The organism is Streptomyces sp. GL_148, from assembly GCF_057834205.1.
The window spans coordinates 7425695-7449334 of sequence record NZ_CM174396.1 but is presented as its reverse complement, the minus strand read 5'-3'; the positions used below and the strand labels follow the sequence as shown (position 1 = coordinate 7449334).

Sequence of the window (23640 nt, the reverse complement as noted above, 5' to 3'; positions counted from 1 at the left end):
GCGATTCCCGGCATGTGCAGAGGCAGCCGGCTCGCCGGGCTCGCCGTGAATTCCGCGCTTAACCTGGCTGGGTGGCGTCGAAAGGGGTTCTCCCATGGCTGACTACCCGCTGATCGAAAATCACGGCCTGATCGGTGATCTGCAGACCGCGGCGTTGGTGACCACGGACGGAACGATCGACTGGTTCTGCTGCCCGCGATTCGATTCGCCCAGCGTGTTCGGGGCTCTTCTCGACTGGGAGAAGGGCGGGCATTTCACGGTCAGACCGGCGGACGAGACGTACACCACGAAGCAGTTGTACCTGCCGGACACCGCGATTCTCGTGACGCGATTCATGACCGAGTCCGGTGCCGGAGAGGTGGTCGACTTCATGCCGGTGACCGGAACGACAGCCACGGACCGCCACTGCCTGGTCCGCATGCTCCGGTGCGTACGCGGCAGCATGACGTTCCAGATCGACATCGCCCCGCGGTTCGACTACGGCCGCAAGCCCCACACACTGCGCATCACCACGAACGGAGCGGTGTTCGCCTCGGACGACCTGGAACTCACCCTCAGCGTGGTGCGGGAGCCGGAGGACGAACGGGTGGTGCACAGGCTCACCGGCGAGCACGACCTGCGGGTCTCGCTCGCGCTCGAGGCCGGACAACAGCGGGGTCTGGTCATGGAGTCGGCCGCGCAGGGGCCGCCGCGCGAGATCCGCGTCGCCGAGTTCCAGGAGCTCTTCGACGACACCAGGCAGTTCTGGCGGTCGTGGCTCCACCAGTCCCGGTACACGGGCCGATGGCGCGAGATGGTGGAACGCTCCGCCGTGACGCTGAAGTTGATGACGTACGCACCCAGCGGCGCCGTGGTGGCCGCCCCCACGGCGGGCCTGCCGGAACAGTTGGGCGGCGAACGGAACTGGGACTACCGGTTCACCTGGATCCGTGACGCGTCCTTCTCCGTGTACGCCCTGCTGGGACTGGGGTTCACGGAGGAGGCGAGGGCATTCATCGGCTGGCTGGGCGACCGTGTCAAGGAGAAGGCCGGCAGCACCACCGACACGGGACCGCTGAACATCATGTACCGGGTGGACGGTTCCTCCGATCTCTACGAAGAGACCCTGGATCACTGGGAGGGATACCAGGGATCCGCCCCGGTGCGCATAGGCAACGGCGCGGCGACCCAGTTGCAGCTGGACATCTACGGCGAGGCACTCGACAGCATCTCCTTCGCCCACCAGCACGGCATCCACCTGGACATCCAGGGCTGGACATCGCTGCGCACCCTGCTGGACTGGCTCGTGGACCACTGGGACCAGGCCGGTGAGGGCCTGTGGGAGACCCGCGGGGGGCGCCAGCACTTCACCTACGGCCGGGTGATGTCCTGGGTTGCGTTCGACCGCGCGCTGCGGCTGGCGGTCGCCCACGGGCGGCCGGCCGAGAGCGGCCGCTGGGCCGCCGAGCGCGACAACATCTACGGGCAGATCCTGGCGAAGGGCTGGGACCCCGACCGCAAGGCCTTCGTCCAGCACTACGGCAGCGATGTGCTCGACTCGTCGCTGCTGCGGATGCCGACGGTGGGTTTCATCACGCCGGACGACCCGATGTGGACGTCCACCTTGGACGCGATGGACCGGGAGCTGGTCAGCGACAGCCTGGTCTACCGCTACAACCCCGAGGCGTCGCCCGACGGTCTGCGCGGCTCCGAAGGAACCTTCTCCCTGTGCACCTTCATGTACGTCGACGCCCTGGCACGGGCCGGGCGGGCCGATCAGGCCAGGCTCGTGCTCGAGAAGATGATGACGTACGCCAACCACCTGGGCCTGTACTCCGAGGAGATCGCCCTGACGGGCCGGCAGCTCGGCAACTTCCCGCAGGCGTTCACCCACCTGGCGCTCATCGATGCGGCCATCACCTTGGATGAGACCTTGAACCGCATGCGGCAGGGCGGCAGCTAGTCCGGAGGAGACGGTACGGGGCCGAGGAGAACGACGAGGTCGCCCTCTTGCGGGATGACGGCCTGCGTCTCGTCCACCGGCTCCAGCCGGCCGTCGTCGCGGACCACGAACAGCGTTTCATGTCCCGGCGGGAGCTGATCGGACGCGGGCTGCACCAGGAACCGGGCGCCCTGCTCGTACCGTGCCGCCAGGACGTGTCTGACGAGTGAACCGCCGAACAGGACTGCGCCGCCCGTGTAGGGCGCGACGACACCGTGGCTCTGGTGGGGCGGTCCGACCCGGTAGACGGGTCCCTCGACGTTGTCCTCGACCAGCACCGAGGCGAGCGCGTTGAAGTCGTCGTCATCGGTGAGCAGGAAGACGGCGTTGACTCCCTCCAGCCGCGCCCTGGGGTTGGTGGCCGTCGCCAGCAGGTCCCCTCTGGCCAGTTTGATTCCGGCGCCCTTGATCCGTTCGCGCTCCTCGTCCAGTCCCGCCCACATCTGCACGTCGAGCCCCGCCGACTGCAGGGTTCTTCCCAGTGCAATCACCCACGGAGCGCCGCCCACCAGGAGGGGCTGTGTGCGGTTCGGCGTGGCGACGCCGAGCCGTCGGGCCACGGGGCCGGCGGTCAGGGCGTACAGCACGACCGTCGAGACGATCACGAGGAAGGTGATGGGAAGGATTTTGGAAGCGCCGCGCAGCCCCAGTTGGACGAGGGTCGCGGAGAAGGCCGCCGCGGTGGAGGCCGCGACGATGCCCCGCGGGGCCATCCATCCCGCGAAGGCCCGTTCCCCCAGGGTCATGTCCTTGCCCATGGTGGCGGTGAAGGCCACGAGCGGCCGCACCACGAGGACGAGGAACGCGACGAGGACGAGAGTGGGAAGGAGCACGGGCGTCAGGGAGGCCGGGGTGACGCTGGCCGAGATGGAGATGAACAGCAGCCCGATGATCAGCTGGACCAGCGTCTCGAAGAAGGGCCGGCGGGCGGGCATGTCGAAGCCCCGGATGTTGGCCGCGGCCATACCGGTGACGATCGCGGCGATGAGCCCGGTGTCGTCGCGGACGATGTCGCATCCTGCCGAAACGGCGATCACCGTGGCCAGTTGCGCCAGGGTCCCGAGCGCCTCACCGAGCCGGAGCACGCGCAGGGTCAGCCACAGCAGCGCGACCCCGACGGCTCCGCCCACGAGGCCGACTGCCATGCTGATGAGGAACTGGCCGATCTGGTACCCGCGACCGATGTCGATCTGGTGCGTCGTGGCGATGGCGTGGAAGACGAGTGCCCCGAGGATGGCGCCGATCGGGTCGGTCAGCGTCCCTTCCCAGATCAGCAGGCGCCGTACCTTGTCCGTCGGCCGCACGTACTGGAGCAGGGGCCCCACGACCGTGGGCCCCGACACGACGAGGATCATGCCTACCATCGCGGACACCCTGAGCGACATGCTGAACAGGGCCGGGGCGACGGCACAGACGCCGAGGAAGGTAAGGGCGACTCCGAAAAGCAGCAGCCTGCCCACGATCGCGCGGGGGTGGCCGGTGAGGTTGCGCAGGTCCAGGCCGAGCCCGGCGTCGTAGAGGATCACCGCCACGGACAGGGACACCAGGGCGGAGAACTCCTCCCCGATCAGCTGGTCCGGATGGACGACGTCGGTCAGGGCGCCCGCGACGAAACCGACCGGCAGCAGCAGGATCAGCGCGGGGACGCGCAGTTTGCCGGCGAGGATCTGGCAGGCGGCGGCCAGGGCCACGACCAGGGCGATGCCGAGCAGGATGTCGTCCTCGCTCACGGCGGTTTCCTTACTCGCCTCACGGGCGCGATGGGGGACTCGACGGGGTTCCGGAGGCCGGCTGCCCCGGCGGTGGCCGATTCGGCTGCGGCCAACGGGGCGGCGCCGCAAGGTCAGTCGCCGTCGGCTCCGTCACCCTGCGCGGGGCGGGTCCGGCGCAGGTCGGACTCGGTGAGGGGCTCCAGCTCGCCGTGGGTGTCCATCCAGTAGAGGAGGAAGACTGCCGGGGCGACGAGCAGCAGGGCGACGAGACTGACCACTGACAGCCAGGTCAGCGTCTGGGAATCGCCCGCGGCGTCCGCCACGGTCAGGGACGTGGGGATGAGGTAGGGGCGCTGGGCGAGGCCCCAGGCGAAGACGGCCGCGGCGACGAGGCCTACGGCGCTGAAGCGAGCCCAGCGGGCCTCCCTCCGCAGCACGAGCACCGCCGTGGCGGCGAAGAACAGGGCGGACACGACCGCGAGCGCCAGTCCCGCGCCGTGGGTGAGTCCGTGCCAGACGTGGGGGGCGTCGCCGCGGGTGACGAGGAGCACGCCCACCGCCACCAGGGCCACCGCGACGAGACTGAGGAGGGCGCGGAGCCGGAAGTAGCCGACGAGGTCGGGTGCGTCGAAGCGGGTGGCGTCGGCGGTCAGGAACACGGCGCCGAGGAGCGCGGTCGCGGCGACGGTGAAGAGTCCGAACAGGAGGGACGCCGAGGTGGCCCAGGCGTCCGCCGAGGCTTCGGTGCCCGGTGCGACCCGGCCGGTGGCGATGGCGCCGACGGCCACCCCGAGGAAGAACGGGGTGAGCACGGAGGCGATGGCGAACGCGGCACCGTAGAGGCGCCGCCGGGCCAGTCGGCGGCTGGGCTTGCGCAGCGCGAATCCGGCACCGCGCAGGACCATCCCGAGGGCAGCCAGCGCCAGGGGAAGCCACATCGCGGTGAACACGGTCTGGAACAGCACGGGGAATCCGGTCCACATGATGATGAGGGCGAAGATCAGCCAGACGTTGTTGACCTCCCACACGGGGGCCATGGCGTGATCGATCAGCCATCTGGGGCGCTTGCCGCGCTCGGCTCCGCCGGCCGCCAGGTCCCAGAAGCCGGCCCCGTAGTCGGTTCCGCCGGCGCAGGCGTAGGCGGTCACGGCGAGCAGCATCGCGAAAGCGACGACGTCGGCGATCATGGCCCATCACCCCCGGACGCAGTGGACCCGCTGTCTCCCGAGGAGCGGGTGTCGCCGGCCGGGACAGGAGGGCGGGGGCCGTACGGGGTGACAGCCTCCGGTGCCTCGGCCGGCCGCCCGTCCGTCTGCTCGTCGGCCAGTCGCCAGCGGTCGCGCATCTTCAGCAGGACGGTGAGGAACGCCCCGAAGATGAACACGTACACCACGATCACCAGGCCGAACATGATCCAGAGGGTGGTGGAACGGGTCGATGTCACGGCCTCGGCGACGCGCATGTTCTGGTAGACGATCCAGGGCTGGCGGCCCACTTCCGTCGTGATCCAGCCGCATTCGACGGCGACGACGGAGCCGACACCGGCGCAGGCGGCGCTGCGGTAGAACCACTTCGAGGCGGGCAGCCGGCGATGGCGCAGCCAGACCAGGCCGTACCAGAGGGCGAGGATCACCAGCAGGGTGCCGATTCCGACCATGATGTCGAAGGCCCAGTGGGCGATCGTGGCCTGAGTGGCGTTCGGCCGGTCGCTCGCCGGTACGGAGGTCAGCCCGGTCACCGTGGTGTCCGGGCTGAACCCGGCCAGGATGGAGTCGAGCTGGGGGATCTTGATACCGCCGGAGATCGATCCGTCCGGGTGGAGGCGGCCGAACAGGTACTCCGGAACGTGGCTGTCGGTCTCCCAGACGATCTCCATCGCCGCGAACTTCACGGGCTGCTTGTGGAACACCGCCCGGGCGATCGAGTCGCCCAGCACGAGCTGCACCGGAGTGGCCGCAGCGGCGATGGTGAAGGGGACCGCGAAGCCGAGCCGGTGGTAGCGGTCCCGACGGCCGCGAAGCCATCCGACAGCGTAGACACCTGCCACGACGTAGCCCGCCGTCACCAGCATCGCCACCACGAAATGCCAGTACTGGGGCCCGAACATCGGGGTGAAGATGACCTTCCAGACGTCCACGTCGACCGGATTGCCCTGGGCGTCGAGCGAGAACCCCTGCGGGGTGTTCATCCAGGAGTTGGCGGCCAGGATGCCGAAGGCCCCGAGCAGCGCTGTGGCCGGCAGCGGCAGCCCGAGCAGGAAGTGGGTGCGTGGCTTCAGCCTGCGCCAGCCGTACAGGTAGATGGCGATGAGCACTGCTTCGAGGAAGAATGCCCAGGCCTCGACGCCGAACCCGATGCCGAAGACATCGCCCCACTTGCCCATCAGCCCCGGCCAGAGCAGGCCGAACTCGAACGAAAGCACAGTGCCGGTGACGACGCCGATCGCGAACTGCACCGCCATCACGGCCGACCAGCGCCGGGCCAGCAGCAGGGCTGTGGCGTCGTTCCGACGCAGGCCTCGGTAGTGCATGACGAGGGTGATGAGCGGCAGTGCCACTCCCATCGGCACCAGGATGATGTGGGAGGCGAGGGTGAACGCCATGAGCTCCCTGGCCGGGAACAGTTGGGCGGGGGCGTCTGCCGCCAGCAGATGGACCGTGGTGTGCATACGTTCCTTTGCCGCTCGGGATGACTGGCCGGACGGGGTCAGCCGCCGGTGGCGAAGCCGGGGAAGAGGGTCATCCCACCGTCCACGAAGAGCGTGGTGCCCACGACGTAGTCCATGAGGTCGGAGGCGAGGGCAACGGCCGCGTGGGCGATGTCCTCGGGCTCGCCGATGCGCTCGTACGGGATCAGCCGCAGCAGATCCTTCCGAGCGTCCTCCGTCTCCCACGCGTCCCGGTTGATCGGTGTCTTGATGGCTCCGGGAGCGATCGCGTTCACCCGGATCTTCTTGGGCGCGAGTTCCTGCGCCAGGGTCGCCATCAGCATCTGCACGCCCCCCTTGGAGGAGGCGTAGTTCGCGTGCCCCGCCCAGGGAATGACCTGGTGGACGGAGCTCATGCAGATGATCTTTCCGGCCGCACGGGACACCTCCGGGACGACGCCGCGCCGCAGGAACTCCTTCGTCGCTTCGCGAGCGCAGAGGAACTGGCCGGTGAGGTTGACGTCCAGCACCTTCTGCCACTGGGCGAGCGTCATCTCCTCGAACGGGGCGTCGCGTTGCAGTCCGGCGTTGGCGACCAGGATGTCGATCGTGCCGAACTCCTGGACCATCCGGTCCATCATGGCCACGACCTGGTCTTCCTGGGACACGTCCGCCTCGTACGCGGCGGCGCGCACGCCGAACGAGGCGATTTCCGCGACCACTTTCTCGGCCTCTTCCGCGCCGGCCACGTAGTTCACGACCACATCGGCGCCGGCCCGGCCCAGGCCGATGGCCGTTGCCCTTCCGATTCCGCTGTTGGCACCGGTGACCAGCGCCTTCTGGCCCTTGAGCAGATGAGCGGGGATCACTCCCTGCGGTACATCCTCAGTGGAACTCACGATCGACTGCCTCCTCGACTGCCCGGTCCGGATGCGGTCCGCCGGACCGCTGCCCGACAGAGTCCGAACGTCACGGAAGCACCCTCTTCGGAGATCAGCGGCCCAGGCGAGGCACTCTTGGGCCACACGGCCGAGCATCATCCCCCGGTCGGAGCAAGCTCCGGGGTCAGCTCAGCCGTTCCACCAGGTGGTCGCCCACCCGCAGGGCGTTCGCGATCGCCGTGAGGGACGGGTTGACCGCCCCGATACTCGGGAAGAAGCTCGTGTCGACCACGTACAGGTTGTCGAGATCGTGGGCCTTGCAGTTCACGTCCAGCGCGGATGTGGCCGGGTCGTCGCCGAATCGTACGGTGCCGGCCTGGTGCGCCGTGGCGCCGATCGGCATGCCCTTGTGGAGGTAGATGCTGCGCGACAGGAGCTGGTGCTCGTGCATCCCCAGATGGCCGAGCATGCCCTGGAGTTTGTGCCGCAGGCGCTTCAGCCCCGCCATGTTGTTCTTCTCGTCGAGCACGAGACGGATGGTGCCGTCGCCGTCGACGGTGACCCGGTTGTCGGGGAGGGGAAGGTCCTCGCCGCACAGCCAGAAGTCGACCGCGTGGTGGGCCATGACTTCGAAGGGCATGTCGGGGGTCACGGCACCCGCCCAACGGGGCGCCTCACCATGGATCTGGTCGGAGTCCGACTTGCCGAGCATCTGGATGCCGCCCAGCGGGTAGTCCCAGTCGTCGGCACCGAGGTACCAGTCGTGCAGGGCCAGGGTCTTCTGGAACTTGGTGTCGTTGGGCTCCTTCGAAATGGCCATCAGCGCAAGGTTGTTGTGGCGCATGTAGTGCCGGCCGACCACATCGGAACTGTTGGCCAGCCCCCGGGGGTGGCGGTCGTTGGCCGAGGCCAGCAGGAGAACCGCCGAGTTGACCGCCCCGCAGGCGACGACCACGATGTCCGCGGAGTAAGAGGCCTCGACCCCGTCCTCGCTCCGCGTCAGGACCGTGCTGACGCTACGTCCGGTCGGGTCGGTCTCCAGCCGGACCACCCGGGCATTGGTGATCATTTCGACGTTCGGATGCCGCAGGGCAGGCTCCACGCAGATGACCTGGGCGTCCGACTTGCCGCGTACCAGGCAGGGGAAGCCGTCCACGCGGTCGCAGCGGATGCAGACGCTGGACTCGGTCGCCCGCCCGTTCTCGTCCTGGCTCAGGTTGACGCCGATGGGCAGGTGGAACGGGTGCATGCCCCGCTTCTCCAGATCGTCGCTCAGCTGCTGGATCCGTGGCTCGTGCTCGACCGGCGGGTAGGCGTACTGCGCGCTGTACGGCCCTTCCCACGGGTCCTCGCCGTGGCGTCCGTGGACCAGGTAGAGGTGCTCGGCCTCCGTGTAATAGGGCTCCAGGTCCTCGTACCGGATCGGCCAGGCCGGCGACAGCCCGTCGTGGTGGCGGAGTTCCCCGAAGTCCTCGTGCCGCAGCCGGAAGAGGGCGGCGCCGTAGAACTTGGTGTTTCCCCCGACGTAGTAGTTGACCTCGGGCGGGAATTCGTCGCCGTGCTTGTCCAGCCAGAACTCCGGGGCACGGTACTTGCCCTTCACGAACACGGCGGTGGAGTCCCAGTTGTCCCGCTCGCGGGGGAGGTAGTCACCGCGTTCGAGGATGAGTACCCGTTTGCCGGACGGGGCGAGCCGGTGGGCGAGCGTACCGCCGCCGGCGCCCGAACCGATGATGACGACGTCGTAGTGCGGGGAGTCGCCCACGGCGACCACCGTCCTTGCGCTCGTGGACCCCGCCCTTTCGCCGGGCCCTGACTCCGCGCGCTGCCGGGACACGGCAGCCACCCCACCTCTTCGAACGTATCCCCCCTTCCCGTGTGCGGCGACCGGGAGGGTTTCACGCCCATGGGCGTCACAGAACGGCGATCGGGTTCACGGGCGAGCCGGTGGCCGACGGGAGCCGGAGCGGCGCGATCACGCACAGGAACGACCACCGGCCGGTGCGTGCGCACGCCTCGGTCAAGTCCTCGAACTGCAGGTAGTCCATCAGATGCAGTCCCATGGCGTGCATGGCCAGCACGTGCACGGGAAAGTCGATCCCGGCCACCGCGCTGGGGGCGGTGTCGTGGTTGCCGTCCGCGCCCAGCACGGAGACCTGCCGCTCGGCCAGGAACCGCACGGCCGTGGGATGAAGGCCGGCCCGGGCCCGCGCGGCGTTCCACGCCCCGAGCTCCCGGCGCCGTAGGCGATGCCCCACTCGTACGAACAGCATGTCCCCCGGCCGGATCCGGACCCCTTGGGCCGCCTCCGCCGCGGTCAGGTCATCGGCGGTCACGTGATCCCCTGGCTCCAGCCAGGGCACGCCCCGCAGCCGCGGAACGTCCAGGAGCACGCCACGGCCGACGATGCCGTCCCGGACGACCTCGACGGAGAGCGCACGGGCTCCCTCGGGCGTCACGGTGCTCGCCGGCACGCCGTTGTAGAGCTCCCCGTCGAACAGCACATGGCACAGCGCGTCGAGATGACTGTCCGCGTCCCCGTGCACGTTCATCGCGAACCGGTCGCGGGCGAAGTGCAGCCCGCCGGCACCGGTCTCACCGGCGGCGGGGGCGATCATCCGGTGGTGTGCGGGGTCGGGATTGTCCGGGCCGGGCAGGGTTTCGATGGGCGCGGCCAGGGACACCGTGAGTCCGGAGCGGACCTCGGCGGCGGCGGCCACCACCCGCTCGGACGTCAGGTGGCCGAGCGTACCGCGCCGGTCGCCCGGGGGACGCGGGCTCCTGTCGCGCAGCTCCTCGTACAACGCACGAAAGGCGTCATCGGTCATGGGCCTCGGCGTTGACGGCCCGGTGTCCGGGGTCACCAGGACCCCCACGGGGCCAGGCCCCACCGGAAGACGTGGCTGCCGCCCGGTTCCAGGACGGTGAGCGCCGTGCCACTGCGGAAGGCGTCGGCCGGACAGGACATCGGCTCGATGGCGACGCCGCGCCGACGCCGCCCGGGCTCCGACAGCGTGTCCCCGGTGTAGACCTGCACGTACCGGATGCCCTCGAGGAGCCGTACGTCGATGCCGCGGAGCCCCGAAGGGTGCACCAGCCGAACCACGCAGTGGCCTGCGGGGTCCCGGTCGAGCCCCGTGTAGGCGGTGTCCAGTCGTTGCTCGCCGATGGGCCGGGCGATGCGGAAGTCGTACGCCGTGCCGTCGACCGGCTCCTCACCGGTCGGCAGGCCGTGTTCGTCCGTACTGAGCCGGTGGCGGGCCGGCACGGTCAGCAGCGCGGTGTCCACCAATTCGGTGCCCACGGTCAGATAGGGGTGCTGGCCCACGCCGTAGGGTGCGGCCGTGTCCCCCACGTTGGTGGTGGTGACGGTGGTCTCGAGCCCCTCCCGGCCAAGCCGGTACTCGGCGGCGACCTCCAGCTGGTAAGGGTATCCAGGCTGCGGGAAGAGGACGGTGCCCACCGTGACCGCGTCCTCGCTGCGGGCGAGCAGCTGCCACGCCACCCACCTCAGGAGCCCGTGGATCGCATTGTTGTTCTCCGGTTCGGTCAGCGGGAGTTGCAGGTCTTCAGCCCCGAACCGATAGCGCCCGCCGTCCACCCGGTTCGGCCAGGGCACGAGAAGCTGCCCCCGTCCGCCGGTGATCCTCTCGTCGGCGGCGAATCCGTCGAGAAGCGGCCGCCCGCCCACCTCGTAGTGGCGCAGGGCGCCGCCCAGCTCGACCACCACCGCCGCCTGCGCACCGTGGCGCAGCCGCCACTGTTCTCCTGATGCTGTGGGGGGCATGTGCGGCTCCTCGGTCGGTACGGCGTAGAGCTGGGCGACGACGGCTGCGACAACGGCTTCCGGGGGCTGGTCGACGTCCACCACACAGGCGTGCTCGTCGGGCTCCGGCTCCTGGAGGTCGGCGAACTGACTGTCCAGCAGCTGTGCGGGGAAGAAGTGGCCGTGCCTGGACAGCAGCCGGGAGCGGATGAGTTGCCGTGAACCGTGCAGATGGACCAGACGTACTTCGGGCCGTCCCCCGGCCAGTTGGTCCCGGTAGGCGCGCTTGAGCGCGGAACAAGCCACGACAGCGGGTTCCCGCGCTGCGATCCGCCGGTCGATCCATGCCTCGAGGGCAGCCAGCCACGGGCGTCTGTCCTCGTCGGTCAGGGCCTCGCCGGCCGCCATCCTGGCCCGGTTCGCCGGGGTGTGGAAGTCGTCGGCGTCCCTGTGCGCCCAGCCGAGCCGGTCGGCCAGCAGCAGCGCCACCGTGGACTTCCCCGACCCCGCCACGCCTGTCACGAGCACCACGGTTGCGGGCACCTTCGTGCCGAGGGCTTCCGGCTCGTGCGGCGGTCCCCGCATGGGTTCGCGCACGTGGTGACGCGCCATGCGGCCTCCTTCGTTCGGTGCCACCGGCCGGTCCCGTCTCCGGCCGGGTACTTCCACTCTCGGTACGCGCAGTCCGCGGCGCACCTCGGCCACCGTGCGGGGCGACCTCAGGCGGAGCCGGACGGGCCGGCGGCAGGGGGATGCGCGGTCTGCGGTTCCGCGGGTTTGCCCACCGGTGGAACGGCGGATCCGGGCGGCAGCAACTGGGTCGTCACAAAAGCCACGACGGCCGCCAGGATCACCACGGGAACCATGGCGACGCTGCCGAGCACCAGGACGACGAGCACGATGCTGCTGACCGGCAGCCGCAAGGCACTGGTCGTCGCGGCCGCCATGCCCGCGGCCATTCCCGGTACGACCCCCAGGCCCGGCAGGGGCGCGAGCAGCACGCCCACGGCGCAGCCCAGGAACAGCGAGGGAAACACCGGGCCGCCTCGCAGGCTGCCCAGGCACAAGGAGTAGGCCACTCCCGTGCAGAGCAGTACGGCGATCAGGGCCCCGACCCCCCAGGAATGCGGATCGGCGGCCATCCGGCTCAGCGTCGCCTGGCCGGAAGACGCCACGTCCGCGGGCGACCGGCCGGTGGTGAGCGCGTACACAGCGGCGCAGGCGCCTGCTGCCAGGGCAGACAGGGTCGTATGGACGACGGGACGCTTCGCGACGAACCGCGCGGTCATCCGGCCCCCTCCCATGATCAGATGAACGACGACACCAATGGCCACTGCCATCAGGACCGCCCAGACCACGTCTCCGGCATCGAGCCGCGGAGCGGGCACGCCCACTTTCACCGAGAGGCTGGTCGCGCTGAATCCGGTCCAGCGGCCGAAGCCGGTGAACACGAGTGAACCCACCCCGCTCGACAAGAGCGCGGGCAGCATGACCGCGAACAGCTGTGGCCCGCCCACCCCGGCCACCTCGATGAGCATCACCCCCGCGATGAGCGGGTTTCCGAAGATCACCGCGACTGCAGCCGCTGCTCCTGCCGCGCCCAGGAGTGCCGTGCTCTTGGCCGTCGCCGGCACCCGCGCCAGATCCCTGAAGAGCAGGGCCAGGCCGCCGCCGAGGGCGATCAACGGCGCCTCCGGTCCGAGCGTGGCTCCGAGGGGAAGACTGATCACGGCGGCGAGGATCACGCCGGGCAGGGCCCGCGGCGTGATCCCGCCCGTGTGCAGTCCCGAGGCGGGGATGTGGCCTCCGGCGCCGGGCAGGTGGGTGACCACGAGCCCGACGGCCGCGCCGGCCACGAGCAGCAACGGCAGCGGCCACCACCACGGCGGGGCGCCCCACCCCAGAGCCTCAGGTAGATCGCCCCACATCAGGTGTTCCAGCTTGTGGAGTGCGACCAGGAACCAGAAAGCCACCAGCGACACCGGAACACCGATGAGGGCACAGAACACGAGCGCCTTCAGATAGCCGGGGCTGCGCAGCAGTTCACGCAGCCGGTCCGCCTCTTCGGGTTGTGTCCCCCCGCCAGGCCCCGCGGGGCGCGGATCCGACGCCGTCATCCGACGTGTCCCGTCTCGGTTCTGCACGTCATCACGGCTGTGCGGGCGATGCCACGAGGGGGTCCGGGCATGTTCGCTCATCTCCCAGGGGGTGCGGGTGGACCGTAGCGGACCGGGTTCGCCCGGCTGGAGTCTTCAGGCGACGGCCGGTTCGGCGGGAGCCGTCGTCGACTCTGCCGCGTCCAGCGAGGCCGGCAGGGCCCGGACGGGGGTGCGGCCGTTCGCCGCCAACTGGGCGCCGATGCCGTCGTGACCACTCCTCACGAGCGGATTGCGGTCTGGGCCGTACCCACAGCCCGTGGTCCAGGGGCGCTCGCCACGACACACGGCGACGGACAGACCTCCAGAGCCATTGCAGCATCCCGCCGGAGGCTTCGCATGTCCGGACGGAACTGCATGGCGGCCACGGTCTCCGGCGCGAAGAACGCCGGCGGCCAGGTCCCGGATGCCGGTGGGCAGTTCAGCGCAGCAGTGCGGCGACGGCAGCCGCCGGTTTGGTCGCGTCGGGTTCGTCGCCGGTGATCAGATCCGCGTATACGAAGGACTCGCCGATGCGGGTGATGACGTACGCGAGGTCCGGGAGTTCCATGGCCCCCGAGTCGAAAGGTACCTGTCGTCCGATGGCACAGCTTCGATCCCATAATCCCTAGGGCCTGTCGTCAAACTCCCGTCTGCCTCGCGACGCCTGGCACGCGCTCTCGTCGCACCGGGCGAAAGCCCGAGTACGTCCAGTACGCGGACTTTCGCCCGGCGCGCCGAGAGCACGCACCAGACGCCGCGCGGCCGCCCTTCGGGCGACGACGGGAGTTTGACGACAGGCCCTAGCGCCGCCCTGCTCCGGGAGCGCCACGGCGCCCAAGACTCGTTCTGGAAGCCAACCACCGCCCCACAGCCCGAACGGGATGCCACGCGCCTCCGCCTCGGGGCGGAATCGTCTCGGGCTAGGCGCATTGATCACTCAATGAGCCGCGGCCCCTCGAGAGCAATCCGATGCCTCGGATGGACCCTCAGCCAGCCGCACCCGCCAGCGGTCTCTTGCACCGACTCGCCCGATCGGCGTTCTGCGCCATCGCAAGGACCCCTTGTCATCCCAAGAATCCGTGAAGAGCGGACGAAACGTTTCCCCCGATCTGGTCACCGGCAAATGGCTAACGACCGATGAACTTGCAGGCATCTTGAACGTCGATCCCTCCACGCTCCGTCGCTGGCGCACTGCCCGTCCCCTGCAAGGGCCGCCGTTCGTCCCTGTGCCCGATCGCGTCACCCTCTACAGCGCGATTGACGTCGAACACTGGCTGCGCAGTCGCCGTGTCGATCCCGAACAGGCGGCCTGACATGGCGATAGCGACACCCAGCGCCGCCGTCGAAGCCGTTCCGATCGGGGTTCGTCTCACCGCTGATGTCGAGTGTCGGCCCAATCGCCCCTCGCCCTACCGGGCACGCGTGCGCTGGTGGGACCCCGAGACCAAGTCCCGCAAGTCCATCTCCGAGGCCAAGGAGACCGAGGATGAAGCTCAGGAGTGGATCTCGGCCCTGGTCGAAGCCGCCCAGGCCGGCATCAACCCGTCGCTTGCCACCATGCCGCTGGCCGACTACGGCACCGCGAACATGGACCTCGCGCTTCGAGGACTGGAACTCAAAACGCTCGACCCCTATATGGCCGGCTGGCGTCTGCGCGTAGTGCCCTCCCTCGGGCACCTGCCGGTTCGGATGATTACCAACGGTGCAGTGGACCGCACCGTCTACCGGTGGATCGCAGACGAGCTCAGCCGCTCCACCGTGAAGAACACCATCGCCGTCCTCGTTCGCGTCACGGAGCAGGCCGTTCGCGACGGGCTCATCAAGGTCAACCCTGCCCGGGTCAGTGGCTGGCAGCACCAGTACCAGCAGGTCGAGGACGAGCTGAACGACCCACGTGCGCTCGCTCTGCCCGACTGGGAGACCCTCCAGGCCCTTGCCAAGGCCCTGGTCGCTCGCTCATACGGCCAGTACCAGGGATGGGGCGACGTGGTCACGTTCGCCGCATCCACGGCAGCCCGCATCGGCGAGGTCTCCGGAGTCCGCGTCAAGGACATCGACACCGACAACTGGATCTGGACCGTACGACGGCAGACCACCCCCGCCCAAGGCGGGCTCGTCGACAAGGCCACCAAGGGCAAGCGCGCCCGCAAGGTACCCCTAATCGAGGAAGTACGGCCGATGGTTGCCCAGCGGCTGCTGGCCGTCGGCAATGACCCCGATGCCCGGATCTTCTTCGGACCGCGTGGCGGTCGCATCTCCACTGCGGTCCTGCGCGACGCCACTCACTGGGACGACGTCGTCACGGAACTCGGCTTCGAACACCTCCGACGGCACGACCTGCGCCACACCGGACTGACCTGGTTCGCCGACGCCGGCGTGCCGCTTCACGTCCTACGCAAGATCGCCGGGCACGGCTCGCTGACCACCACTCAGCGCTACCTGCACCCCGACGCCGGCCAGATCACCGCAGCTGGTGCCGCGCTGTCTGCGCACCTCATGGTGCTGCGTGCACCTCGTTCGCTGCCAGTCACGGCCGTCACCGCAATCTGACCCGCACTGACCGCCCTGGTCCCCAACTGGTCCCCAACTGGTCCCCAAAAACGATCAAGGGGCCGTTTTGGATTGCTCCAAAACGGCCCCTTGATCTGCGACTCTTTCGAGTCGGGACGACAGGATTTGAACCTGCGACCCCTTGACCCCCAGTCAAGTGCGCTACCAAGCTGCGCCACGTCCCGATGCCCGTTGACCTGGGGTTTCCCCTGGTTGAACGCGCAGGAGAACGATACCGCACTTCCGGCAGTGGTCGCGCGCACCTTTCTTCTTCGTGGCGGAGCGGGCGGGGGCGAGGTGGGAGGCGGAGTGGGGGCGGGGTGAGGGGGTGTTGACCTCAAGTGCACTTGAGGTTGCACGATCGGTTCATGACACCGACAGCACCCGCGGATGCCCGCTTCCGCTACGAAGATCTGGGGGCTCTCATGGCCCTCATGACCGGGGCCGAGAAGCACGGTCCCGCCGCCACCTCCACGCTCGACGCGCTGTGGGTGCTCTACGACCGGGTCCTGCGGGTCGGACCCGGCAGCGCCGGGGATCCGGGGCGGGACCGGTTCCTGCTGTCGAAGGGGCACGGGCCCATGGCCTACTACGCCGTCCTCGCCGCCAAGGGGTTCTTCCCCGTCGACTGGCTCAGCGGGTTCGGCGCGTACGACTCTCCCCTCGGGCACCACCCGGACCGCACTTTGATCCCCGGCGTGGAGATCGGCAGCGGCTCTCTCGGGCACGGGCTGCCGCTTGCCGTCGGGAGCGCGCTCGGACTGCGGGCCCAGGGGCTCACCGACCCGGCCGTGTGGGTGCTGATCGGGGACGCCGAGCTGGACGAGGGAAGCAACCACGAGGCGATCGCGTACGCCGGCTCGGCCGGTCTGGAGCGGTTGCACACGATCGTGATCGACAACGACTCCGCGACCCACGGCTGGCGGGGCGGCATCGCCTCCCGGTTCGAGGCGGCCGGCTGGTCGGCGGTCACCGTGGACGGCCGGGACCACGCGGCGCTGCACACGGCGTACACCACACCTCATCCGGGCCGGCCCCACGTCGTGGTCGCCCGGGTCGAGAAGAAGCACTAGCGAACTCCGAGGGGGAGACATGGACACCATGCGCGAACGGTTCATTTCAGTCACATCGCGTGCGCTCGACGAGGATCCCCGGCTGGCCCTCGTGCTGGCCGAGATCACCATGGACGGCTTCCGGCCCGCCCAAGGCCGCCATCCGGACCGGGTGATCAACGTCGGGATCCGCGAGCAGCTGCTGGTCAGCGTGGGCGGCGGCCTGGCCCTCACCGGGCTGCGCCCCGTGGTGCACACCTTCGCCAGCTTCCTCGTGGAGCGGCCCTTCGAGCAGGTCAAGCTCGACTTCGGGCACCAGGGCACGGGCGGGGTGCTCGTCAGCGCGAGCGCGAGCTACGACTGGCCGGCCGGCGGGTTCACCCACATGGCGCCGGGCGACGTGGCCCTGCTGGACACCCTGGACGGCTGGACCGTGCACGTCCCGGGCCACCCGGACGAGGCCGAGGCGCTGCTGCGCCACGCCTACGCCGCCGGGGACGACAAGGTCTACGTACGGCTCTCCGCCCAGTCGAACAGGGCGGCCCGCCCCGTCGCCGGACCGGGCTTCCAGACCGTACGGGAGGGGCGTGCGGGCGTCGTCGTCGCCGTCGGGCCCCTGCTCGACAACGTCCTCGCCGCGACCGAGGGCATGGATGTGAGCGTGCTGTACGCACCGACCGTACGGCCCTTCGACGACGCGGCGCTGCGCGCAGCCGTCGGGCCCGGCCCGGCCGACGTGGTGCTGGTCGAGCCGTACCTCGCCGGCACCTCCACGGCTGCCGCGAACCAGGCACTCGAAGCGGTCCCGCACCGGGTGCTCGGCCTGGGGGTCGGCCGGGCCGAGCTGCGCCGCTACGGCACGATCGACGAGCACACGGCGGCCCACGGACTCGACCCGGCCGCACTGCGCGCACGGATCGCCGCCTTCATTCCGCGGTGACCGGGCTCTTCATTCCGCGGTGACCGGCCCGTTCACTCCGCGGCGAGCGGCCACTTCACTCCGCGGCGAGCGGCCCCTTCGGCCCGGGACGGTCCAGTTCCGGATGGGCCGCCACCAGGCGCTTGGGGGCCGCCTGGCGCCAGGAGTCGGTCAGGATCGAGCGCAGCTCCGCCGCGTCCTCCACCGCCGCGAGCCGGACCCGTAGCCACGCGTAGTTGTCGTCGTGGCCGGGCCGTATGAAGAACTTCTCCGGCTCCGCCGCGATCAGCTCGGCTCGGTCCTCCTGGGGACACTTCACCCCGATCGAGGTGTCGTCGTCGGCCAGCGCCGCGAAGATCTTCCCGCTCTTGGCGCCTTTGCCGCCCTCGCCGCCCTCGCCGTTCGCTGCGCCGCCCACCCTGAAGGTGGGCATGCCCCAGGCCAGTTTCTCGCTGCTGTCCGGGAGTGACAGCGCGATCTTCCGGACGTCCTCCGCCGTCGTGGCCATCCCCCGACTCCTCTCCGGACACGGATGGTGCCTCGTCTGCGACCGTAGCCCCGGGCACTGACATTCACCCTCGGGCCGCGCGGTCCTCCCGTTCGTGCAGCAGCTCGACCAGCTCCGCCGCCAGCGCCTTCACCTTCGCCAGCCCCGCCAGGCCCCACCGCCTCGGCACCACGTCCACCGCGCACACCGTCCCCAGGACGATCCCGCGCCGGTCGGTCAGCGGCGCGCCCGCGTAGGAGCGCACCCCGCTCTCGTCCACGACGGCGTTGCCCGCGAAGCGCGCGAAGTCCCGTACGTCCTCCAGCACCAGCGCGCGCCGCCGTACCACCACGTGCGGGCAGTACCCGTGGTCCCGGGGGAGCGCCCGCGCCGGATAGCCGCTCGCCGGGGCCTCGGCCGCATGGTGCAGGCCGGCGAAGAACTGGCGTTCCTCACTGATGAAGTTGACGCCCGTGTACGGCGCCGCGAGCTCGTCGGCGACCCGCCGCGCGAACGCGTCCAGCTCACCGTCCGCCCGCTCTCCCAGCCCCAGTTCACGCAGTCTCAGCACGCGCGCGGGCGCCTCCCGGTCCACCGGTGTGAGCAGCAGGTGTCCGGTCGATTCGTAGTAGGTCATGCTGTCTCCCCCACATCGTCGGGTACGTCGTACGCGTCCGGTGCGACGCGTCGAGCAAGTGGTGGACCAGGGCCGCCAGCACCCCCGTCGCCGAGCTCGCCAGGCGTGCGTCGCAGCGCACGACGGGCACGTCCGGGCCGAGCCCCAGGGCGTCCCGCACCTCGCCGGCGGTGTAGCCGTGCCCGCCGTCGAACTCGTTGATGGCGACGACGAAGCCGATCCCCCGCCGCTCGAAGAAGTCCACGGCGGGGAAGCAGTCGGCGAGGCGGCGCGTGTCGGCGAGCACCACCGCCCCCAGCGCGCCCGCGCACAGCTCCTCCCAGAGGAACCAGAAGCGCTGCTGGCCGGGCGTGCCGAAGAGGTAGAGCACGTGCCCCTCGTCCAGGGTGATCCGGCCGAAGTCCAGCGCCACGGTCGTGGTCGTCTTCGCCTCGACCCCGTCCAGCGGGTCGGCGGCTTCGCTCAGCCCGCTCAGCAGTTCCTCCGTGCTCAGCGGCTCGATCTCGCTCACCGCGCCCACGAAGGTGGTCTTTCCCGCCCCGAACCCGCCCGCGACCAGGATCTTCAAGGTCGCGGAGGATCCGCGGGAGGCCTGGTCAGAGTCGTTTGCGCAGGCCATCGAGCACCGCCCGGAGCAGGGACTGATCGTCGTCGGCGAAGGAGCCGCCGGTCGGGAAGCAGGGCGCCCGTACCGTCACGGCCCCGTGTTCCATCAGGTCGCCGAGGACGACCTTGACCACCACCGCGGGCAGCCTCAGATGTCCCGCCACCTCGGCGACGGTGACCGCGGCCGAGCCCGCGCACAGCCGGAGCGCGAGGGCGTGCTCGGCGCCGAGCGGCGCGCGCGGGCGCACTCCGGTCGCCGTCACCAGCGACAGCAGGTCGAGGGCCACGGACGGCCGCGTCCGCCCGCCGCTCGCGGTGTACGGACGGATGACCCGGCCCGCCGAATCGTCCAGCCACGGCGCATCGCGCGGTCCCCCCGGTGCCGTTGCCCCCCTCGCACGGGCCCTCATCGCTCCGCGTCGGCGGCGGGCCGCCTCGGCGGGGCCGCCAGGTACGGGCGGACGCTCTTGACCAGCATGGCCATCTCGTAGCCGAGCACGCCCGCGTCGGCCTCCCGGTCGGCCAGTACGGCCAGGCAGGTGCCGGATCCGGCCGCCGAGACGAAGACGAGGGCGGTGTCGAGCTCGACCACCACCTGCCGGACCTCGGCGCCCTCCGCGAACCGGGACCCGGCGCTGCGGCCCAGCGCGTACAGCCCGGAGGCGAGGGCCGCCAGGTGGTCGGCGCTGTCGGCGTCGAGTCCGTGCACGCAGGTGACGAGCCCGTCGGCGGTGAGCAGGACCGCGCTGCGCGTGTAGGGCACCCGCTGGACCAGACCGCTGAGCAGCCAGTCGAGGTCCGAGAGCCGCGGGGTCGTCGTACTGATCGTGGTCGCCACTTCGCCGCCCATGGGGGTGCGCTCCTTCGCTGTCGGGTGAGAGGCCGGGGTCACGTCTGGTGCTCCGACTGGGCGAGGCCGAAGCCCCGTTGGAAGGCGGCCATCAGGCCCGGGTCGTGCACGGGCCGCTCCGCGCCTTCGGCGCCGCCCGGCCGGGGTACGGGGGCCTCGCGCAGCTGGGGCACCAGGTGTTCCTGGGCCCGCCTGCGGGGCAGCGGCGGCCGTTCTCCGCCGTCCCGGGCAGCGGGCACGGGCAGCGGCGGCGCGAGCGGCGCCACCACGGTCTCCGGCGGCGCCGCGACCGTGGAGGCCGCCAGCGTGGCCGCCCCCGCGATCACCACCGGTTCCGGACCTGCGGATTCCGCACCTGCCGGTTCCGCACCCGCGGGCCCCGTACGAGGCACCCTGCCCGGTGCGCCTGCGTCCCGGCCCGGTACGCCAAAGTCTCGGCCCGGTGCACCTGCGTCCCTGCCCGGCACCACCGGCGGGGCGCCGGACGGCTCCGGCGCGGGCAGGGGCACCCGTACCGGCTCCAGCCGTGGCGCGCCCGTCCCCTCGCCGGTCCCCCAGGAGGTGGCCCGGGAGCCGCCCAGGGCGTCGGCGGCGCTCGGCGCCTCGGCCCCCAACAGCTCCTGGGGCAGGACCAGTACGGCGAGCACGCCACCGTAGATGTTCGACTTGAGCTCAACGGCGATCCCGTGCCTGCGGGCCAGTGCCGAGACGACGAACAGGCCGATCCGCCCGTCGGCCAGCAGCTGCCGGACGCTGATCTGGTCGGGGTCGCCGAGCAGCGCGTTCATCCGGTGCGCTTCTTCGGGAGGCATGCCGAGGCCCCGGTCCTCCACTTCGACCGCGATCCCGGCGGTGACCCGCTCCGCGCGCACCACGACATCGGTGTCGGGGGCGGAGAACACGGTGGCGTTCTCGACGAGTTCGGCCAGCAGGTGCACGACGTCGGCGACGGCGTGGCCGCGTACGGAACCGCCCGCGGGGGGCACCACCTTGACCCGGGTGTACTGCTCGACCTCCGCGACCGAGGAGCGCAGTACTTCGCTCAGGTCGACGGGCCGGGTCCACTGGCGGCGCGAGGCGGCTCCGCCGAGCACCGCGAGGTTCTCCGCGTGGCGCCGGATCCGGGTGGCGAGGTGGTCGACGTGGAAGAGCTCCTTGAGCAGGTCCGGGTCCTCGACCGTGTCCTCCAGGTCGTCCAGCAGCGAGATCTCGCGGTGGACGAGGGACTGGAGGCGGCGCGCGAGGTTGACGAAGACCTCGACCTTGCGGTCACTGTCGGAGGGCGCGACGGGGCCGCCGAGGCGGACCAGGGTCGCGTGGGCCTGTTCGCGGGCGCCGCGCAGTTCCTGGGAGAGCAGCCAGAACTCGTCGATCCCCGCGGTCTCGCCGCCGAAGGACGGCGTGGCCGGACCGCCGCGCACCGGGCGGGCGGGCAGCTCGCCGCGCTCCAGCCGGTCGGCGGCGGTGTGCAGCTCGTGACGGCCCCGGACGCTGGAGCGGCGCAGCGCCTCGCAGCGGTCGCGCACGGTCTTGGCCGCGCGCTGGGCCCCGAGCAGGGCGGCCGCGAGCGCGCCGGCGAAGAGGAGGGCGCAGCCGCTGAGGACCGGATACAGCCGGGGGTCGCGGGCGCCCGCGCCCCCGCCGAGCTGGAGCGCGAAGATCACCGCGGCGGCACCGCTGAGCCCGGCGGCGAGCGTGGGCAGCAGGGCGGCACGGATCAGCTGGGGCCGTATCTGCCGGCCGGGACCGGTGACGGCATGTCTCGACGGGGAGTGGCGGGCGGCGCGGAGTCCGGACATCGTCGTCCTCGGTATGTGGGGCCCGGCCCCCGGGCTTCCCGGGATCCGGTGTTGATCACCGGATACCCACGCTAGACCGCACGCTCGGCCCCAGGACGGCCAGTTGGGGAACTTCGCCCGGGTGCTTCCCGCTCCCGATGGAGCGCTCGCACGACAGCCCGAATGCGCCGGGAGCGCGCACTCCCCGGCGCCCCGCGGGCACGCGCCGTCCCCCGGAGCCCCCGCCCGCACCTCACCCCTCTCCTGCCCCACCGACTGCGGCCGCCTACCGGAGAGTCACGTACTCGACTTCAGTATATGCAGTCCAATTCCAAGAATTTCCTATGTAGATGCAGCCCTAAAGGCCTGCTAGAGTCCGCATGCGCCGCTCACAAACGAGCGGCGGAATGGCCGGTCCGTACCCCTGGCCTGCCTCTGAGCGGCGTACATCCGCGAGGCAGACAGCCGTTGTGATGCCGTGACAGCTCCGCACCGACGACGCCCGTGCGCACCGGCTCAGCCAATCGCCTCATCAGATAGGGACATCCACATGACCGCAGGACGTCTGCGCCGCTTCGCCACGGGCAGGGCGCTGCTCCTGGGCGCCGTACTGGCCCTGGCCGTACCGGGAACCGCCCACGCCAACACCGTGGGCGTGACCGTGAAGACTCCCGGGGCCACCAGCGGACCCGGCTCCGCCAACTCCGAGATATCGACCCACGCGGACTGCGCATCCGGCCTCGCCTCCGGCGGCGGGATCAACCAGGCCATCGGCACCGGCGCGAGTGTGAACGGCAACCACGTCAACGGCACCTCGCCCAGCTCCGACGGCACCACCGAGTACACCGGCTCCACCGGGGTCGTCGCCGCCGACGTGACGCACTGGCTCGGCATCGGCGGAAGCGGGGGCCAGGTCAACGCCTCCTTCTCCACCACCCCCTACGCGATGTGCTTCACCAGCAGCCTGATCAACCACACCCAGGTCGTGATGAACAAGGCCAACACCCCCACCACCGGGGCGACGGTGGGCCGCGTCACGGCGACCTGCCCGGCCAACACCCGCTTGCTCGGCGGCGGCGCCCGCACCACCCCGGGCAACACGGGCAGCCTCAAGGTGATCGCGAGCTTCCCCACCTTCAACAACTCCGCCCACAGCTACGGCGCGAAGGCCGCCGCGAACGGGGAGACCAACCCCGACTCCTGGTCGGCCGTCGGCTGGGACTCCGGCGCCAACGCCGCCAACTACACCTACGCCTACGCGATCTGCAGCGGAAGCGGCATCACCGTCACCGGCGCCACGGTGACGGTCCGCTACGCCGAGGTGAGCGGCCCGACGTCCGGGAGCACCGGCCAGACGGCGACCGCCGGCTGTGGCGGCGGTGACGGGAACCTGGTCAGCGGCGGCGCCGCGATCAGCGGCGGCTCCGTGACCACCACCGACTTCACCGGTCCGGCTTCGGGCGGCGACCACCTCAACGGAGGCTTCCCCAGCACCTCCGGCGGCGCCGCGGTCGGCGACGGGACCACCACGGCGGCGTACTGGACGGCCGCCGCCCACACCGGAGGCCAGTCTTCGCCCGGCACCTACACGGACGTCTGGGCGCTGTGCGCCGACGACGGCGTCTGAGGCGACGGT

22 protein-coding genes and 1 tRNA gene are annotated in these 23640 nt (G+C 70.7%); 6 read left to right on the top strand and 17 right to left on the bottom strand.

Annotated elements, in window-relative coordinates; genetic code table 11:
* The first annotated feature begins 94 nt into the window (after positions 1-94).
* The gene (locus AC3IYI_RS33645) at positions 95-1942 is read left to right on the top strand and encodes a glycoside hydrolase family 15 protein (RefSeq protein WP_489407215.1); all 1848 of its coding nucleotides are present in this window, start codon (positions 95-97) and stop codon (positions 1940-1942) included.
* On the opposite strand, the gene AC3IYI_RS33640 is transcribed toward AC3IYI_RS33645, so the two are convergent.
* From AC3IYI_RS33640 to AC3IYI_RS33595, 10 genes are all read right to left on the bottom strand, one after another.
* Positions 1939-3711 (bottom strand): cation:proton antiporter, encoded by a 1773-nt coding sequence (locus tag AC3IYI_RS33640; protein WP_489407214.1) that lies wholly within the window; start codon positions 3709-3711, stop codon positions 1939-1941. The genes AC3IYI_RS33645 and AC3IYI_RS33640 overlap by 4 nt on opposite strands.
* 113 nt (positions 3712-3824) lie before the next feature.
* On the bottom strand, positions 3825-4880 hold the full coding sequence (locus AC3IYI_RS33635) for a cytochrome d ubiquinol oxidase subunit II (protein ID WP_489407213.1): 1056 nt from the start codon (positions 4878-4880) through the stop codon (positions 3825-3827).
* Entirely contained in the window at positions 4877-6361 is a 1485-nt protein-coding gene (locus tag AC3IYI_RS33630) for a cytochrome ubiquinol oxidase subunit I (RefSeq protein WP_489407212.1), read from the bottom strand. The genes AC3IYI_RS33635 and AC3IYI_RS33630 overlap by 4 nt, the downstream gene beginning before the upstream one ends.
* 38 nt (positions 6362-6399) lie before the next feature.
* The gene (locus AC3IYI_RS33625; protein WP_443067926.1) at positions 6400-7194 is read right to left on the bottom strand and encodes an SDR family oxidoreductase; all 795 of its coding nucleotides are present in this window, start codon (positions 7192-7194) and stop codon (positions 6400-6402) included.
* 211 nt (positions 7195-7405) lie between these two features.
* Positions 7406-8986 carry a GMC oxidoreductase gene (locus AC3IYI_RS33620; protein WP_489407211.1) on the bottom strand — a complete coding sequence of 527 codons (1581 nt, stop codon included), beginning with the start codon at positions 8984-8986 and terminating at the stop codon, positions 7406-7408.
* 148 nt (positions 8987-9134) lie between these two features.
* Positions 9135-10049, bottom strand: coding sequence for a cyclase family protein (locus AC3IYI_RS33615; RefSeq protein WP_489407210.1), 915 nt, complete (start codon positions 10047-10049; stop codon positions 9135-9137).
* 32 nt (positions 10050-10081) lie between these two features.
* Entirely contained in the window at positions 10082-11599 is a 1518-nt protein-coding gene (locus tag AC3IYI_RS33610) for a gluconokinase, GntK/IdnK-type (protein ID WP_489407209.1), read from the bottom strand.
* Between the two features lie 107 nt (positions 11600-11706).
* Positions 11707-13104 carry a chloride channel protein gene (locus AC3IYI_RS33605; protein WP_329389664.1) on the bottom strand — a complete coding sequence of 466 codons (1398 nt, stop codon included), beginning with the start codon at positions 13102-13104 and terminating at the stop codon, positions 11707-11709.
* A 135-nt stretch (positions 13105-13239) separates the two neighbouring features.
* Positions 13240-13368 carry a hypothetical protein gene (locus AC3IYI_RS33600; protein ID WP_489407208.1) on the bottom strand — a complete coding sequence of 43 codons (129 nt, stop codon included), beginning with the start codon at positions 13366-13368 and terminating at the stop codon, positions 13240-13242.
* 196 nt (positions 13369-13564) lie between these two features.
* On the bottom strand, positions 13565-13693 hold the full coding sequence (locus AC3IYI_RS33595) for a QsdR family transcriptional regulator (RefSeq protein ID WP_489407207.1): 129 nt from the start codon (positions 13691-13693) through the stop codon (positions 13565-13567).
* Between the two features lie 511 nt (positions 13694-14204).
* Here AC3IYI_RS33595 and AC3IYI_RS33590 point away from each other — a divergent pair.
* Positions 14205-14438 (top strand): helix-turn-helix domain-containing protein, encoded by a 234-nt coding sequence (locus AC3IYI_RS33590; RefSeq protein ID WP_489407206.1) that lies wholly within the window; start codon positions 14205-14207, stop codon positions 14436-14438.
* A 1-nt stretch (position 14439) separates the two neighbouring features.
* Positions 14440-15675, top strand: coding sequence for a tyrosine-type recombinase/integrase (locus AC3IYI_RS33585; RefSeq protein WP_489411770.1), 1236 nt, complete (start codon positions 14440-14442; stop codon positions 15673-15675).
* Between the two features lie 111 nt (positions 15676-15786).
* Here the strand turns inward: AC3IYI_RS33585 and AC3IYI_RS33580 are convergent.
* Positions 15787-15860, bottom strand: a tRNA-Pro gene (locus AC3IYI_RS33580).
* 183 nt (positions 15861-16043) lie between these two features.
* Here AC3IYI_RS33580 and AC3IYI_RS33575 point away from each other — a divergent pair.
* On the top strand, positions 16044-16748 hold the full coding sequence (locus tag AC3IYI_RS33575; protein ID WP_489407205.1) for a transketolase: 705 nt from the start codon (positions 16044-16046) through the stop codon (positions 16746-16748).
* 19 nt (positions 16749-16767) lie between these two features.
* A complete protein-coding gene (locus AC3IYI_RS33570) occupies positions 16768-17667 on the top strand; it encodes a transketolase family protein (RefSeq protein WP_489407204.1) in 900 nt (299 codons plus the stop codon).
* 55 nt (positions 17668-17722) lie between these two features.
* Here AC3IYI_RS33570 and AC3IYI_RS33565 read toward each other — a convergent pair whose 3' ends face one another.
* The 6 genes from AC3IYI_RS33565 to AC3IYI_RS33540 form a co-directional block, all read right to left on the bottom strand.
* Positions 17723-18154 carry an MmcQ/YjbR family DNA-binding protein gene (locus AC3IYI_RS33565; RefSeq protein WP_489407203.1) on the bottom strand — a complete coding sequence of 144 codons (432 nt, stop codon included), beginning with the start codon at positions 18152-18154 and terminating at the stop codon, positions 17723-17725.
* Between the two features lie 64 nt (positions 18155-18218).
* Positions 18219-18770 (bottom strand): GAF domain-containing protein, encoded by a 552-nt coding sequence (locus tag AC3IYI_RS33560; RefSeq protein WP_489407202.1) that lies wholly within the window; start codon positions 18768-18770, stop codon positions 18219-18221.
* Positions 18688-19389 carry a GTP-binding protein gene (locus AC3IYI_RS33555; RefSeq protein WP_489407201.1) on the bottom strand — a complete coding sequence of 234 codons (702 nt, stop codon included), beginning with the start codon at positions 19387-19389 and terminating at the stop codon, positions 18688-18690. Before AC3IYI_RS33555 ends, AC3IYI_RS33560 begins: the two co-directional genes overlap by 83 nt.
* Complete coding sequence (locus AC3IYI_RS33550) at positions 19367-19786, bottom strand: DUF742 domain-containing protein (RefSeq protein ID WP_243339028.1); 420 nt, start codon at positions 19784-19786, stop codon at positions 19367-19369. The genes AC3IYI_RS33555 and AC3IYI_RS33550 overlap by 23 nt, the downstream gene beginning before the upstream one ends.
* Entirely contained in the window at positions 19783-20226 is a 444-nt protein-coding gene (locus AC3IYI_RS33545) for a roadblock/LC7 domain-containing protein (RefSeq protein WP_489407200.1), read from the bottom strand. The genes AC3IYI_RS33550 and AC3IYI_RS33545 overlap by 4 nt, the downstream gene beginning before the upstream one ends.
* Before the next feature lie 38 nt (positions 20227-20264).
* Positions 20265-22025: a sensor histidine kinase gene (locus tag AC3IYI_RS33540; RefSeq protein WP_489407199.1), complete on the bottom strand. Its 1761-nt coding sequence runs from the start codon at positions 22023-22025 to the stop codon at positions 20265-20267.
* 529 nt (positions 22026-22554) lie between these two features.
* Here AC3IYI_RS33540 and AC3IYI_RS33535 point away from each other — a divergent pair.
* On the top strand, positions 22555-23631 hold the full coding sequence (locus tag AC3IYI_RS33535; protein WP_489407198.1) for a hypothetical protein: 1077 nt from the start codon (positions 22555-22557) through the stop codon (positions 23629-23631).
* Positions 23632-23640: the final 9 nt, after the last annotated feature.

What these genes read in the sequence shown, in the direction of transcription:
- AC3IYI_RS33645 (WP_489407215.1), top strand. Translation starts at nt 95, where the DNA reads ATGGCTGACTACCCGCTGATCGAAAATCACGGCCTGATCGGTGATCTG.
- AC3IYI_RS33635 (WP_489407213.1), bottom strand. Translation starts at nt 4,880, where the DNA reads ATGATCGCCGACGTCGTCGCTTTCGCGATGCTGCTCGCCGTGACCGCC.
- AC3IYI_RS33630 (WP_489407212.1), bottom strand. Translation starts at nt 6,361, where the DNA reads ATGCACACCACGGTCCATCTGCTGGCGGCAGACGCCCCCGCCCAACTG.
- AC3IYI_RS33615 (WP_489407210.1), bottom strand. Translation starts at nt 10,049, where the DNA reads ATGACCGATGACGCCTTTCGTGCGTTGTACGAGGAGCTGCGCGACAGG.
- AC3IYI_RS33610 (WP_489407209.1), bottom strand. Translation starts at nt 11,599, where the DNA reads ATGGCGCGTCACCACGTGCGCGAACCCATGCGGGGACCGCCGCACGAG.
- AC3IYI_RS33605 (WP_329389664.1), bottom strand. Translation starts at nt 13,104, where the DNA reads ATGACGGCGTCGGATCCGCGCCCCGCGGGGCCTGGCGGGGGGACACAA.
- AC3IYI_RS33595 (WP_489407207.1), bottom strand. Translation starts at nt 13,693, where the DNA reads ATGGAACTCCCGGACCTCGCGTACGTCATCACCCGCATCGGCGAGTCC.
- AC3IYI_RS33585 (WP_489411770.1), top strand. Translation starts at nt 14,440, where the DNA reads ATGGCGATAGCGACACCCAGCGCCGCCGTCGAAGCCGTTCCGATCGGG.
- AC3IYI_RS33575 (WP_489407205.1), top strand. Translation starts at nt 16,044, where the DNA reads ATGACACCGACAGCACCCGCGGATGCCCGCTTCCGCTACGAAGATCTG.
- AC3IYI_RS33570 (WP_489407204.1), top strand. Translation starts at nt 16,768, where the DNA reads ATGGACACCATGCGCGAACGGTTCATTTCAGTCACATCGCGTGCGCTC.
- AC3IYI_RS33565 (WP_489407203.1), bottom strand. Translation starts at nt 18,154, where the DNA reads ATGGCCACGACGGCGGAGGACGTCCGGAAGATCGCGCTGTCACTCCCG.
- AC3IYI_RS33560 (WP_489407202.1), bottom strand. Translation starts at nt 18,770, where the DNA reads ATGACCTACTACGAATCGACCGGACACCTGCTGCTCACACCGGTGGAC.
- AC3IYI_RS33555 (WP_489407201.1), bottom strand. Translation starts at nt 19,389, where the DNA reads ATGGCCTGCGCAAACGACTCTGACCAGGCCTCCCGCGGATCCTCCGCG.
- AC3IYI_RS33550 (WP_243339028.1), bottom strand. Translation starts at nt 19,786, where the DNA reads ATGAGGGCCCGTGCGAGGGGGGCAACGGCACCGGGGGGACCGCGCGAT.
- AC3IYI_RS33545 (WP_489407200.1), bottom strand. Translation starts at nt 20,226, where the DNA reads ATGGGCGGCGAAGTGGCGACCACGATCAGTACGACGACCCCGCGGCTC.
- AC3IYI_RS33540 (WP_489407199.1), bottom strand. Translation starts at nt 22,025, where the DNA reads ATGTCCGGACTCCGCGCCGCCCGCCACTCCCCGTCGAGACATGCCGTC.
- AC3IYI_RS33535 (WP_489407198.1), top strand. Translation starts at nt 22,555, where the DNA reads ATGACCGCAGGACGTCTGCGCCGCTTCGCCACGGGCAGGGCGCTGCTC.